At 69.8% G+C, this 13,785-nt stretch carries 10 protein-coding genes and 1 tRNA gene; 6 read left to right on the forward strand and 5 right to left on the reverse strand.

Going from position 1 to position 13,785, the window contains the following annotated elements; genetic code table 11:
• Positions 1-34 precede the first annotated feature (34 nt).
• The 4 genes from FHU30_RS47170 to FHU30_RS22060 form a co-directional block, all read right to left on the reverse strand.
• Entirely contained in the window at positions 35-3,070 is a 3,036-nt protein-coding gene (locus FHU30_RS47170) for a fibronectin type III domain-containing protein (protein WP_253878436.1), read from the reverse strand.
• A 187-nt stretch (positions 3,071-3,257) separates the two neighbouring features.
• Positions 3,258-4,481 (reverse strand): DUF6801 domain-containing protein, encoded by a 1,224-nt coding sequence (locus FHU30_RS22050; protein WP_253878437.1) that lies wholly within the window; start codon positions 4,479-4,481, stop codon positions 3,258-3,260.
• 170 nt (positions 4,482-4,651) lie between these two features.
• The gene (locus FHU30_RS22055) at positions 4,652-4,831 is read right to left on the reverse strand and encodes a hypothetical protein (RefSeq protein WP_253878438.1); all 180 of its coding nucleotides are present in this window, start codon (positions 4,829-4,831) and stop codon (positions 4,652-4,654) included.
• 190 nt (positions 4,832-5,021) lie between these two features.
• Complete coding sequence (locus FHU30_RS22060; protein ID WP_308211358.1) at positions 5,022-6,914, reverse strand: DUF6801 domain-containing protein; 1,893 nt, start codon at positions 6,912-6,914, stop codon at positions 5,022-5,024.
• 564 nt (positions 6,915-7,478) lie between these two features.
• On the opposite strand from FHU30_RS22060, the gene FHU30_RS22065 reads away from it, so the two are divergent.
• Both FHU30_RS22065 and FHU30_RS22070 read left to right on the forward strand, forming a co-directional pair.
• Positions 7,479-8,699, forward strand: coding sequence for a PucR family transcriptional regulator (locus tag FHU30_RS22065; RefSeq protein ID WP_253878440.1), 1,221 nt, complete (start codon positions 7,479-7,481; stop codon positions 8,697-8,699).
• Positions 8,700-8,922: 223 nt separating this feature from the next.
• Positions 8,923-9,993, forward strand: a complete 1,071-nt coding sequence (locus tag FHU30_RS22070) for a hypothetical protein (RefSeq protein WP_253878441.1) — start codon at positions 8,923-8,925, stop codon at positions 9,991-9,993.
• 49 nt (positions 9,994-10,042) lie between these two features.
• On the opposite strand, the gene FHU30_RS46240 is transcribed toward FHU30_RS22070, so the two are convergent.
• Positions 10,043-11,257, reverse strand: a complete 1,215-nt coding sequence (locus FHU30_RS46240) for a PucR family transcriptional regulator (RefSeq protein WP_301323476.1) — start codon at positions 11,255-11,257, stop codon at positions 10,043-10,045.
• A 197-nt stretch (positions 11,258-11,454) separates the two neighbouring features.
• Between FHU30_RS46240 and FHU30_RS22085 the strand changes: the two genes are divergently transcribed.
• From FHU30_RS22085 to FHU30_RS22100, 4 genes are all read left to right on the forward strand, one after another.
• Positions 11,455-11,526 (forward strand) — tRNA-Val (locus tag FHU30_RS22085).
• A 186-nt stretch (positions 11,527-11,712) separates the two neighbouring features.
• Positions 11,713-12,930 (forward strand): helix-turn-helix domain-containing protein, encoded by a 1,218-nt coding sequence (locus FHU30_RS22090; protein WP_253878442.1) that lies wholly within the window; start codon positions 11,713-11,715, stop codon positions 12,928-12,930.
• A gap of 83 nt (positions 12,931-13,013) precedes the next feature.
• Positions 13,014-13,277 (forward strand): hypothetical protein, encoded by a 264-nt coding sequence (locus FHU30_RS22095; protein ID WP_253878443.1) that lies wholly within the window; start codon positions 13,014-13,016, stop codon positions 13,275-13,277.
• 183 nt (positions 13,278-13,460) lie between these two features.
• Positions 13,461-13,730: a hypothetical protein gene (locus FHU30_RS22100; protein ID WP_253878444.1), complete on the forward strand. Its 270-nt coding sequence runs from the start codon at positions 13,461-13,463 to the stop codon at positions 13,728-13,730.
• Positions 13,731-13,785: the final 55 nt, after the last annotated feature.

Below are 13,785 nucleotides of genomic sequence, written 5' to 3' on the forward strand. Positions count from 1 at the left end.
GGGGCTCTGCCGGGATCGGCTACCGGAGCGGGGCTCAGCCCGCCTTGGTGAGCTTGACCGCGACGGTGTTGCCGGGCCCGGCGGTCAGGGCGCTGATCAGCGAGTTGAGCATTCCGCACCCGCTGACCGACGGAAGGGTGTAGGTGCCGGTGAGGTTGCCACCGGACGCCTGGTTGAAGTCGGTCGACTTCAGGGTGATGTCGGCCGGGGCGGTCGTCTGGCAGGTGGTCCCGCCGCCGACCTCGAAGCCGAACACCTTCACCGAGGGCAGCTTGACGATCATCTTGGAGTTGGACGTCAGGCTGCTGCCGGACAGCGTGCCGGTGGTCTGGCCCTGCTGGGCGAAGTCCACGTCGGCGGTCGCTGGGATGAAGCCGAGCAGCTGGAAGGTGCCGCTCGTCTTGTTCAGCGTCAGGGAACCCGTGAACTTCCCGGAGGAGTCCACGTCGCCCTGGATGCCGCCGGTGAGCTTCACGGTGCCGTTGGCGGCCTTGACGAACGACGAGCCAGCCAGGGTGTAGGCGAACTTGCCACCCGGGTTGCCGTTGCCGCCTGTGGTGAACTCGAAGGTCGCCGGCTTGGACTTGCCGAACTTGTTCACCGCGACGATCGAGACGGTGTACTTGGTGTTCGCCGTCAGACCGGTGATCGTGTCCTGGGGCACCTTGACCGTGTCGGTCTTGCCGTTGACGGTCACCTCGTACGAGTCCGCACCGCTCGACGGGTTCCACTTGATCGTGGCCGAGGTGGCGTCCGGCGCGCTCGCCAGCACGATGCCGGTGACGTCCGCCGGCGGGTTGCCGGGCTCGTCCGGCGTGGTCACATCGACCGTGACGGGCGAGGACTGGCCCGCGTCGTTCACCGAGACGACACCGAAGGTGTACTTCGTGCTCGGCTTGAGGCCGGTGACGCTGTACTTGGTGTCGGTGACGTTCTCAGCGATCTTGGTGGAGCCGTTGTAGATCGTGTAGGACTTCGCGTCCTTGCCCGCGGTCCACTTGAGGTTGACTCCGGTGGTGGTCGGGGTGCCGTCCACCGCCAGGCCGGTCACCGGCTGCGGCAGCGGGATGGGCGTGGTGCCCGTGGACGCCTCGATCGAGGCGGGGTCGGACTTGCCGTTCACGTTCACGGCGTAGACGGTGATCGTGTACTTGGTCACAGGCGTGAGGCCGGAGACGGTGTACTTGGTGTCGGTGATGTTGTCCGCGACCTTCGTGCCGTTGACGTCGACCTCGTAGGACGTCGCGTCGGTGGACGGGTTCCACGTCACCGGAATCGTGGTGTCGGTCGGGCCGTTGGCAGCGAGCCCGGTGACCGCCGCGGGCGGGGGCTTGGGCGCGTCTGCCGTGGTGACCTCAACGGTCGTCGGGTCGGCCTTGCCGTCCTTGTTCACCGCGACCACACCGAAGGTGTACTTCGTGCTCGGCTGGAGGCCGGTGACGGTGAAGTTGGTGGCGGCGGTCTCGGTCACCTTGGTCGAACCGTTGTAGACCTCGTAGGAGGTGGCGTTCGCCGACGGGTCCCACTTGAGGTCGACCTTGTCGGTGCCCGGTGTGCCGGTCAGCCCGGTGACCTTCGCGGGGGGCTGGGGCTGGGTGCCGGAGGTGGTGGCGTCCACGGTCGCCGGGTCGGACTTGCCGCCGTCCGAGTAGACGGCGACGACACCGAGGGTGTACTTGGTCGACGCGCTCAGACCGGAGACGGTGTAGCTCGTGGTGCCGGCGGGGACGTCGGCGACCTTGGTCGAGCCGTTGTAGACCTCGTAGCCGGTGGGCGTCGCGCCCGACGGGGCCGTCCAGCTCAGTGGAACGGTCGTGTCGGTGGGCGTGCCCGCCGTCAGACCGGTCACTGCCGGGTGCGGAACCGTCGTGTTGTCCACGATGTCGAACGAGGCGATCGTGTTCTGCTGCCCCGCGTCCTGGACGCAGGTCTTGGTGAAGGTGCCGATGTCGGGCTGCGGCGAGCCGTCGGCGAGCCGCGGCGTCATCGTCAGCACGATGTCGTTGACCTTGAGGTAGCCCTTGCCCTTGGTCTTGAAGACCATCTTGGGGGCGTCGCCCTCGGCCGGGATCTCAAGATGCCCGGTCGCGGGGATCGAGGTCTTGGCGATCGGCAGGTTGACATAGGCCTTCAGGCCGTTGTCCGGGTAGCCCGTGATCTCCGGGACGATCAGCGTCGACGTGGCCTTGGCGGACCCCTCGATGGTGGCCGGGGCCGGGTCGAGCGCGTTGAGCCCCTCGACGGTGCCGTCGTCGGTGGTGCTGATCGACTTGATGTGGATCGGCGGAGCGTAGTCGCCGACCTTGACCGTGGCCGGGTAGTCGATCGTCGCCTTGACCGACAGTGGGTGCTTGCCGATCAGGGGGTACGGGCACATGTAGGTGAGTGTGATCTCATGCGGGTTCGACGGGTACGTCGGGTTCCCGTACTCGGTCGGTCCCGTGACCGGCTTGTCGACCGGGTCCGGCTTGGGTGGCTTCGGGGTCTTGCCGTCGTCGACGTAGAACTGCTTCAGCACGTTGTGCTGGCCGGGCTTCTGGAAGCAGTTCACGGTCAGCGTGCCGAGCGCCGTCGGGTTGCCCGCGGCGTCCTTCGGCGTGACGGTGAGCGTCAGGTTGCCGACGTTGATGGCGCCCCAGCCCGCGGTGTCGAACTCCAGCGCCGGGGTCTTGCCCGCCGCGTTCACCGAGAACGGCCCCGAGGCCGGAACGTTCGCCTTGTCCAGCGTGACCGTGGTGTTGGCACCGACGCCGTTCGGGTAGTCGGGCGAGTACACCTTGGCCTGGGCCTTGGCGCTGCCCTCGATCGTGGTCGCACCCATGGTGTTGAGACCGAAGGTCGTGTCCGCGCCGATGGTCGAGACGGCCTTGATGTTGAACGCCGGGTTCTGCACGCCGGCGGTCGTGGTGTCCGGGATGTCGGACGAGATGTCGACATGCACGTCCTGCATGCCGATCAGCGGGTAGTCGCAGCGGTAGTCCAGCGACAGCTGCGGCGTGTCCGCCGAGGCCGGGGTAGAGGTCGCGAACGCGACAAGCCCGGTCGCGACCGTCGCCGCGGCGGCGATCACCGCCGTGGCTCTACTTCTGTGGCGTTTCACCTGCTGCCTCTCATGGGGAGGAGGGAACTCTGGGGTGGTTCTGGGAGCAGGGGCGCGTGGACCCGTCCCCACCACCGGGCGGGGGCGCCGGCGGGGACGGACCGCGTCACGCGCGGAGAGGTATCGGGGCCTCAGGCCCCTGGTGCGAAGCCGGCGGTCAGGCCGACGGCGTGAGGTTGGCGTCGATCGTGTTGCCGGAGCCCGCGGTGAAGATGCTCAGAATCCCGTTCAGCGGGCCGCAGTTCACGATGTCCGAGATGGTGTAGTTCGACGCCTTGTAGGGGCCGCCCACCTTCGGGTTGAAGAACTGGCCCGGCGTGGAGAACATGTCGATCGCCGACGGCTTGCTGGACTGGCACTGGTCGCCGCCGCCCAGCGGGATACCCATCAGGCTCATCAGCGGGAGCTTGATGTACATCGTCGAGGTGGTCTTGATCTCGCCGTTGGAGTAGGTTCCGACGGTCTGGCCCACCTGGGCGAAGTCCACCGTGGCGTCCACGGGCAGGAAGCCGAGGATGTTCATCTTGCCGGTGGCCTTCTTCAGCGTCAGGTCACCGGTGATCGCACCGGTCGCACCGTCCACCTTGACACCGATGTTGCCGTCGAGCGGCATGTTGCCGTTCGGCGACTTGATGAACGAGTTGCCCTTGAGGTTGAGGGCGTAGCTCAGCTGGCCGGGACTCACCGGCGCACCCGTGTACGGGAAGTACGAGGGCGCCGTGATCGGGGACGGCAGCGTCTGGTCACCGTCGACGACCTGGCCGCTGGCGACCGTCGCGTCCTGGCCCGCGTCCATGGTGCAGGGCGCCTTGAAGGTGCCCATCGCGCCGGGAGTGCCGTCCTTCTTCTTGAGAAGGACGTTCAGGTTCATGTCACCGAGCTTGGCGGTGATCTGCCCGGCCGAGTCGAAGGAGATGCCGGGGGCTTCGCCGTAGCCCTTGATCTGGAAGGATCCAGAGGACGGGATCTGGGTCGGCTCCAGCGCGTTCTTGGTGGAGACGCTGACCCCGTTGGGGTAGCCGGGGCCGACGACCTGCGCCTTGGCCTCGGCCGAGCCCTCGATGGTCGCGCCGTCCACCGCGTTCAGGCCCGAGGTGGTCTCATCGCCCAGCGTGGCCGTCCAGGTGAACTGGATCTTGCCGGTGTTCTGGCTGACGCCCAGCTTCTCCGGGATGTTGGTGTTGATCGCGACCTTGAGCGGCCGCTTCCCGATCAGCGGGTAGGTACACGTGTAGTTGAACGTGTGCGTGCTGGCCAGCGCCGGCGAAGCCGGGGCCGCCGAAGCGGTTCCGGCGCCGAGCGCCCCGGCGAGGCCGACAACGACCCCGGCGGAGGCGCCGATTGCGGCTCCCTTGCGGAGCGCCCGAGACTTGCTGCTCACTCGTTACCTCTCAGTTACGACCAGATGCGTGATGCGCATCGACGGATTTCCACCCCCGATTCGAGCTCACCTCCGGATTTGCGTTCGGCACGGTGTTTCACGCCCGTAAACTACGCTCCGGATGTGGCGTCGTTCTCAGACCCGCCTGACAAACTTTCCGGGTATCTCGCTCACTTGGTTCCAATACCCTTGAGGATGTCTCCGGCGCATTTGCGCGCGGCCGCCGCCTCCTTGTCGCTGAGCGGGCGGCCGGTCGGGGGAATCGGCTTGACGCCTGCCTTCGTCAGGCAGGCGTCCAGCTTGCGCTTGGCCTCGGCCGATTTCTTCACGGCGTCCGGCGCGGTCGTCACTCGGTTCGTCGGCGCAACGTTTCCGCTGCTCGGAGCGGTCGCACCGGCTGACGGCGCGGGTGCCCCAGAGGAGGCGGGCGGTGACGCGCTGTCCTTGCTCCCACCACAGCCCGCGGCACCGAAAAGCACCGCCGCCCCGAATGCCACAGCGATTACTCGCCGCATTCCAGCGTTCACTATTCGCTCCTTTTCAGCGCTCGGGATCGACCGGCGGACAGTCCTCCGACTCGGCCTTGCAGATGGGTCCCTGGCGAATCTTCAGCAAGTTCCCAGGGCCAGAGATGGCGTGGTTGAACAGCCGGTTCATGTTCTCCCCGACACCGCATCCGGAGAAATTCGGGATGGCAACCGTCCCGGTGAGGCGTCCGCCTTCGAGAATGTCCTTGAAGTCGGCGGCCTTGGCGGTCAGCACGACGTTCATCGGCTTGCCGCTCTGACAGCGGGGACCGACGTTGACCGGCGCACCGTTCGCCCTCGCGTCGGAGATCCGCACCCGGACGGTCGTGGTGGCGGTGACGTTGTAGCCGTCGCCCGTGTAGTCGCCGTGCATCGTGCCGTCGCCGATCTGGTCGAGCTCCATCGTCGCGGTCGTCGGCATGAACCCGAAGGTCAGGAACGTGGTCTTCGACCGGAGCGGCCTGACGAACCGGAACCGCGCGTCGATGTACTTCTGCTCGACGGTCTTGAACGCGACGTTCGCGAACACCGGATCCTGCTTGGGATCGTTGACGATCGCCGCGCCGTCCAGCTTGTTCACGTTGTTGAAGCCCGCCATGTACAGGCAGCCGTGCGAGGACAGGTCGGCCGGCGCACCGTGGTAGTCACCGCACCCCTTGGGCGGCCCTTTGCCGGTATGCACGGTGATCGCGTTGGACGGCTGCGACACGTTCCCCGCCGCGTCCCTGGCCACCACAGTGAACGTGTAGGTGCTGAGCGGAGTAAGCCCCTGCACCCAACCCCACGGTTCATCCGTCGGATCGACGGTCGCCACTACCTTGGCACCGCTGTAGATGTCGTACGCGGTGACCCCGACGTTGTCGGTGGACGCCGTCCATTCGAGCCGCGCCCAGGTCCCACCGACCAGCGGTTTGGGCGGGTTGCCGTCCGTCGGAACCCGCAGCCCTGTCGGGGCGGTCGGCGGGACCTTCTCCCGGATGTCCGCGCCGATCTGCACGATCGTCGGATCGCTCGCCGGTGACAGGTTGTCAGCCAGGTCTCGTGCCTTCACCGTGAAGGTGTGCGGCCCGGCGGTCAGGTTCTGGACCGTCACGATCGAGTTGCCGTCGTAGGTGTCGGCGACTTTGGTCGTTCCGTCGTAGATCTTGTAGCCCTGCACCCCGACGTCATCGGTCGAAGGCGTCCACGCCAGAGTCGCTTGCGTCGGTCCCTGGGAGACGGCGACCGGCGCGCCCGGCTTGGTCGGCGGGACGGCGTCCGACGCGACGACCTTGAATGCCGCCAGCACGTTCGACCCGCTCGTCTGCGTGCAGTTGACACTGAAGTCCTTGCCAAGGTCGGTGAGACTGCCATCTGCTTTCAACAGCAGTGGCGCGAGGGTCAGCGAGGTCAGTTCGATCCTGCCTTCGCCTGGATCGTCGGATTCGAAGCTCGGGGCGGTGCCGTTCGCTTGTACGCGGAAGCCGCCGCCAGGCGGGACCTTCGTCTTCACCATCGACGCGGAACTCTTGATGTGCACCTGCTGTGATGGCAGGACGACCGTCGCCTTGGCAAGCGCGGTGCCTTCGATCGTCGCGGCATCCTGGGCCCGCAATCCGGTAGTGGTCTTCGAGCTGACAGTGGCGATCGTGTCGAAGCGCGTGTAGTTGCTGAAGTTCGTGCCGGCCACGATGACCTTCGGCACGTTGAGCTTGATGCGGACCGACAGGTCCTGCTTGCCGATGAGGGGGTAGTCGCAGCTGAAGCCGAGCGTCACGCCGTCGGGGGCGGCGAGTTTGGGGCCGGGGGTCTGGGCGGACGCGGGGTCGGGGCGTCCGGCGGACAGGACGGTGAGGAGCGCGCCGAGCAGCACGGCCGCTACGAGTGCGGCGCGGCCTCGCCGCGCGGGGATGCTCGTGACTCTCATGCTGTGTGGGCCGCCTTCCGTTGAGCGCCCGGGGCGTCCGCGGGCTGCCGTCCGCGGGACGCCGCCGCGTGTGCGGCCGCCCGTGGGCTGCCGGACACAATAGGAAGGCGATTAACCTCTGCGTAATACCCGGTACAAGCATTTGACGCCGGATGAGCAGATCCCGTCCGGCGGTTGTCACCGAGTGCTTACCTCGCCCTTTGTCTGCAGGTGACAAGGTCCCCGGAAACGTTGTCAGCGGACGCCAGAACCGCGTTCATACGCGTGCACCGGATCGTCCCGGCGGGCCGGCAGGACGGGTGGACGGGTGTTTTCTGTGAGCGGGACGCACATTCGGCGGGTGCTGTTTGGCAGCCGTTGAGTATGGGATCGGCCACGGCTGTTCTAGCTTCGGGGCAGTCCCGGACCGCGGCGGGACGGCGCGCAGGGGTCCCCGCTCGGCGTGTCCCGCCCTCATCCGCGGTCCCGTGCCGCACTCGGCGCACCGGCTCGATCCCGCTCCCCGCGGCCCCCCGCGGGAGCGGGGCGGGAGGGGCCGGTCGCCGACGGCGAGGAGGTTTACCGATGACGCAGACGCTCGACCACCAGGAAGGACGGGTCCCGGCGGGGCCGGTGCCGCCGCTTCCGCGCGAGCTCGCCATCATGATGCGGCCGGAGCTGCCCAGCCTCACCGACGAGATCATCGGCGAGATCCGACGGCACATCCCCGAGTACGCCGGCCCGATCGACAGCCCGTACGGGCAGGTCCTGCGGGCCAGCGTGGAACGCCAGCTGTCGGTGTTCGTGGACCGCGTCGAGGGCGGCCACCCCGGGCGCGCCCGGTCGGGAGACGAGGACGCGTGCCGGCGGCTCGGCGAGCTGGAGGCGCGCGAGGGCCGCAGCATGGAGTGCCTCCAGGCCGCGTTCCGGATCAGCGGCCAGACCGCCTGGCGGCGGATCATGAAGGTGGCGCCCAAGCACGAGGTGTCGCCCGCCGTCATGGCCCGGCTCGCGGACGCGGTGTTCGACCATATGGACCGGCTCGCCGCGCTCGCGCTGGACGGGTACGTCCAGGCCAAGCGCAGCCCGGCGGCGGTCACCGAGGAGCGCCGGCGCAGGCTGCTGCGGCTGCTGCTGGACCGTCCGCCGGCGTCCCCGGCCGCGGTCCGGGAGCTGGCCTCGGCGGCCGGCTGGACCGTCCCGCAGGAGGTCGTGCTGGTCGCGATCCAGCCGCGCGGGCGGTGCGTGCGCGGCGCGCTGGACGGCGACGTCCTCACCGACCTGGACGACCCGGCGCCGCACCTGCTGTTCCCCGGGCCGGTGACGCCGGGGCGGCTGGCGATGCTGCGCGCGGCGATCCCCGAGCACCGGGCGGCGGTGGGGCTGCCGGTCGTGCCGTCCCGCGCGTCCGACTCGCTGCGCTGGGCGCGGCAGGCGCTCGCCCTCGCGGCCCGGGACGTCCTGACGGCCGGACCGCTGGTGCAGTGCGAGGAGCACCTGTCCACGCTGTGGCTCCTGTCGGACGTCCAGCTGCTCGACCAGCTCGCGCGGCGGCAGCTCGCGCCGTTCGACGGGCTCACCCCGGCGCAGGCGGACCGGCTCACCGAGACGCTGCGGGAGTGGCTGGTCACGCGCGGGACGGCGGCCGAGATCGCCGAGCGGCTGCACGTCCACCCGCAGACCGTCCGGTACCGGATGCGGCAGCTCGAACGCATCCTCGGCGACCGTTTGCGCGACCCCGACAGCCGCTTCGGGATCGAGGTCGTCCTGCGCGCGATGCGCTACCGCCGCCACCCGTCCGAGTAGTGCTCGCGGCCTTGCGGCGCGCGTCCGGTGACAATTCCGAACGCGCGCCGCAAAGGCTGTAAGCGATTGGTTATAGAACGGTCCGGAACCGGTTGCCGCCGGTTCCGCCGCATGATCCCATCCAAGTCATTCCCCGGCATCGGACACTTGCCGGGACGCCTGGGAGAACCCGCGAGGGGGCTCGGAAAGACGGGCGGGACGCCCGCGGAGATTGGCGGAGACAATGCGCGTTCCTCGAAGCGCCCGGGTCGCCGGCCCGGTCCTGGTGATAGGCCTCGGAACGGCCTGGGTCATTCCGGTCGCGGTGATCGGGCACGGGCACGGCGCCCACCACCCGGGCTCCGGCCGGACGCCCATGGCCCGGTTCAGCGGCGTCGGCGAACCGGTGTCCGACAGCCCGACGCCCACCCCCACGCCGACCGCCTCGTCCCCGACCCGCTCGGAGACGCCGACGCCGACCCCCACGGCCACCAAGACGACGACCCCGACGCCCACGCACTCGCACACCTCGGACCCGCCCGGGCGGCCCTCGTCGCCCCCGCACACCCGGCCCGCGCATCCGACGCTGTCGGTGAGCGTGCAGGTGTCGTCGTCCTCGGTCGCGGCGGGCGGGGTGCTGGTCGCGACCGTCCGGGTCAGCGCCTCGGGCGGGACCGCGGAGAACACGGTCGTGCACATCTCCGCGCCGGGCGCCACGGTCTCGCCGTCCACGGCGCCGCTCGGCTCGGTGCGCGGCCCGCGGTCGGCGTTCACGCAGATCATCGTCCCGTCGGGCGCCCCGTCCGGGACGATCACGGTGACGGCCTCGGCGTCGGCGAGCTACGCGTCCTCGGCGTCCGACTCGGCGAGCTTCTCGGTCACCGGACCCAACTCGTCGGCGCCGCCGAGCTACAACGGGAACCTGCCGACGGTGCCGCCCGGGACGACGCTGCCTCCGGGCACGACGCCGTCCAACCAGGTGGCCCTGCCGCAGGTGGCCGCGCCGCCGGTCGCCCCGCCGCAGATCGCGCCGGGCTCGCTCGCCCAGCCCAGCGCCGCGCTGGCGCTGCGCTCGTCGGTCACGCCGGACCACGGCAACCTGACGTCCACCCAGGCCGCATGGCTGGCCGCGCTGGCCTGCTCCTGCGGGTTCTCCCTCCTCAGACTGCGGCTGACCCGCCGTGACGGGCGCTCCGGGCGCCGGGTCGGCCGCGTCCAGGTCACCGTCCCGAAGGAGCCGGTGACCATGGACAAGAAGCCCGTGCCCGCGGCGAAGAGGACCGCCAGGGCCAAGCCGGCGCCGGCCGGCAGCTGACCACCCCCCGAACGTCCCGCCGGAATCCTCCGGCGGGACGTTCGTGTTGTCACTCCCCTTCGTCTGACGTCGTCGCGAGCCACGCCCGCAGCACCATGTGCAGCTCCAGCTGGACGGACGGCTCGTGCAGCACGGGCCCGAACAGGTCCTCCAGCTTCCGCAGCCGATACCGGACGGTCTGCGCGTGCAGGCTCAGCCGGGACGCCACGACCGTCGCGTTGAACCGGCACTCGATCAGCGCCAGCAGCGTCTCGGCGAGCACCCGCCGCAGCGCGGGCCGGACCTTCCGCAGCGGCGCGAGCCGCCGATCGGCGACCAGCTCGACCAGGTCCCGCTCGCCCGTCATCACCAATAGCGGCATGTGCTCGGTCGCGACGACCAGCTTCTCGCCGTCGATCACACCCTTGACCGTGAGCCCCAGCGCCCGCCGCGCCCACCGCAGCGACCGCGCCACCTGATGCGGCCCGACCGCCGGGCCCACCGCGGCGACCCACCCATCAAGGCCCGTCTCCAACTGATGCCGCCGCCCGGGCCCCTCGGGGTCGGGCATGATCACGCACGCGTCGTCCAGATGCAGCCCGACCAACGCGTCCGGCGGCAGTGCAGGCCGCTGAGCCGGGTCCTTCCCCCGCGCCAAGGCGACCGCCGCAACCCGCTGCGGCAACGCCCACCCGGCCCTGGCCGCCACGTCCCGCAACTCACCCGCCTCGGGCTCATCGGTCAGCAGCAGATCGATCAGCCTCCGCCGCCGCCCTTCCCGCTCCCCCTCGGCCCGCGCCTGAGCCTCCGCGTGCCCCTCGGCGACGACCTCAGCGATCCGATCCGTATAGGCGAAAACCTCCCGGGCGATGTACCCGATCTCGCTGACGTTCCCGCCGAGCCCCAGCCGCTCCGCCTGCTCGGTGAGCCGCCCGATCGCGATCCCGGCCCCGATCCGCACCGAGGCCTGCCACATGTCCAGCGACCGCCCCTCCCGCGCCTCCCCGGCCCCCAGCTCCCGGAAGTACGCCACCACCTCGTCCGACGAGACGTCCCGCTCCCCCATCAGATCGACGAAGTGCCCGATCAGCTCCTGGACGGCCTTGACCACCGCCAGCTCGTACCGCGGATCGTGCGTCCGCCCGTACTGCGGGATCTCCCGGCGGATGCTCTCCGCCGCCTCTCCCGCGATCGCCGGCACGTAGGGCCGCAGCTCCACCGCCGCGTCCCCCAGCCGCCTCCGCTGCCCGGCAGACAGCCCGGAGAAGTCCGCCAGCCTGGACATGCCCACCACCTCCGACACGAGCCACGAACGCATCAGGGATCGACAAACCTACCCAAGCGTAACCTTCAACCCTCCGCACCACACCCTGAATCCCAGGACCCACGTCCCGACTTCCAGACCACCCACCAATGCGCGAACACCCCCCGACATGCGCTAGAGTTCTTCCTGCCGGGAACGCCGCAAGGCCAGTCGGCAAGGGGCGATTAGCTCAGTGGGAGAGCGCTTCGTTCACACCGAAGAGGTCACTGGTTCGAACCCAGTATCGCCCACCGCCTAGTCAGAGGCCGTTTTCCTCAATCGAGGGAAGCGGCCTCTTTCGCGTCCATGCGTGCCTGGTGCGTGATCATTTGTTTTTCGCCGTCCCGTGCGTGCCGGTACGGGTGTTGAACGCCTAACGCGGGACGGCCTCGCGCCGTAGCCTGGGGTTGTCGAGACACCCAGGAGGTGCGAGGCCGATGCACGATGAGATTACCATCGGTGCCCGTCTCAGGGCCCTACGTCGCTGGCGCGGACTCACCCTGGACGAACTCGGCGGACTCGCGGGACTCGACAAGAGCTTTCTGTCCCGTGCCGAACGCGGGCAGAGGAGCCTGGACCGCCGGTCCCACATCGCCGCCCTCGCCACTGCGCTCCAGGTGTCGGAGCATGAGCTAGTCGGCGGACCGCACCTCACCTCCGACCCGCTCCAGTCCGAGCCGCACCGGTACATCCCGCCGCTGAGGGTCGCACTGGAGACCAACGGCTACCACTCCGAGCCGGTCGTCGAGCGCGCCCGCCCGCTGCCCGACCTCGCCGCGCTGATGGCGGGCAAGGTGGAGACCGAGCGTCGCCGCTACAACTACCTGGAGGTCGGCAAATACCTGCCGGACCTCATCGACGAGCTGCACTGGCACGCCCACTCCCCCGCCGACGAGGCCGCGCACCGGCTCGCCCTGGCGACGCTGGTCGAGGCGTACATGTGCGCGGCCGGGATGGCGCGCTCGCTCCAGCACCCCGACCTCGGGCACATCGCCGCGATGCGTGCCGACGAGACGGCCGTGCTCCTGGACGACCCGATCGCGCGCGGCAAGGCCGGGTTCGCGCTGCTCCGCCCGAACGCCAGCAACTGGCCTCGCATCCAATCGCTGACCGAGCGCGCCGTGGACCGGCTCGACCCGCACATCCGCGACGACCGGGACGTTCCCGTGCTCGGGATGCTGACGCTGTCCGCAGCGCTCGCGTCCGCTGCGAGCCGCGACCACGCGGCGGCCGACCACTGGCTGGAGGTCGCGGCCGACCTCGCCACCCGCGTTCCGGACGACCTGGACGGCAACTGGCAGGCGTTCAGCGCGACCAACGTCGCGATCTGGTACGTCACCGTGGGCGTCGAGGCGGGCAAGGCGGGCAGCGAGGTCACCGGGCTCGCGGCCAAGGTGGACGAGGCGAAGCTCGACGCGCACCTCGGCCGCAAGACCTGCTTCCTCGCCGACGTGGGCCGGGGCGTGGCCCGCGACCCGAAGCGGCGGGACGAGGCGATCGGATGGCTGCGGCGCTCGGAGCAGGTCGCGCCGCAGAGGTTCCGCAACGACAGCAAAGTCCGGGAGACCATCGGGGTCATGCTGGAGCAGGCGCGCATCGCCTCCCAGGGCCGTGAGCTGCGCGGAATGGCCGCGCGGATGGGCGTCCCACACTGATCGCATAGCCGTCGGTTGCCGCTTGTTGGCGGCGAGTTGCCACCTGGCAACTCCGTGGCGCACGTCACACCTACCGTCGGGGCATGGAAGAGACCGACCCCAAGGCAGCTCTGCTGGAGCTGGCGACGGAACTCATCTCCTACGGCTGGTACGCCGACCTCCGCAGCGACGTCCACGGTGACGTCCTGCGCGTGGCCAACCCGAACGTGTCCCAGCTCAACGACCGCGTCATCGTCCGCGAGGGCGCGTTCCGCTGGCCGTGGGGCAACGCGATCGGCGGGCTCGACGACGTCGAGGCCGTCGCGGCGCGGATCCGGCACGTGCTGCGCGAGGTCGGGTCCGCATGAGCGTGGGGGTGGACGGGCGCGGCGCGGTCCCGGCCGCCCTCACATCACGCCGCGCGGCCCGTGCCAGGGAAAGCACGGCCGCGCGGTCCGGATCGGTGCGGGTTGACCGCCGCACCGAGGGGGGAAGTGGCGGCCCGCTCCCCGCCTTGGCGGGCCGCCACGCCACCCACCAGGAGGTGGGCCATGGCCGAGGATGAGCTTCCGCCCAGGTTCCGGCCCGAGAACATGTCGCGGGACCGTCGCCTCGCCCTCCAGCTCGCGGCCTACCGTCGGCTGATGGACGAGATCGTGCCCGAGTCCCAGTACTGGCTGCTCAACCGGCGCGAGAACCCCGAGAACATCCGCGTCTACGGCAGCATCGTCGAGCGCGCGGCGGCGCGCACCCGCGCGGAACAGCAGATGGCCAAAGCCCAGTCGGCCGAGGCGGCCAGGCGCGCCAAGGGCACGGCCTGACGATCACCGCTCAGACACCCGCGACCCGCAGGAATCATCCGCACTGACTGCGGGT

The organism is Actinomadura rupiterrae (genome assembly GCF_024172125.1).
Classification (GTDB): domain Bacteria; phylum Actinomycetota; class Actinomycetes; order Streptosporangiales; family Streptosporangiaceae; genus Spirillospora; species Spirillospora rupiterrae.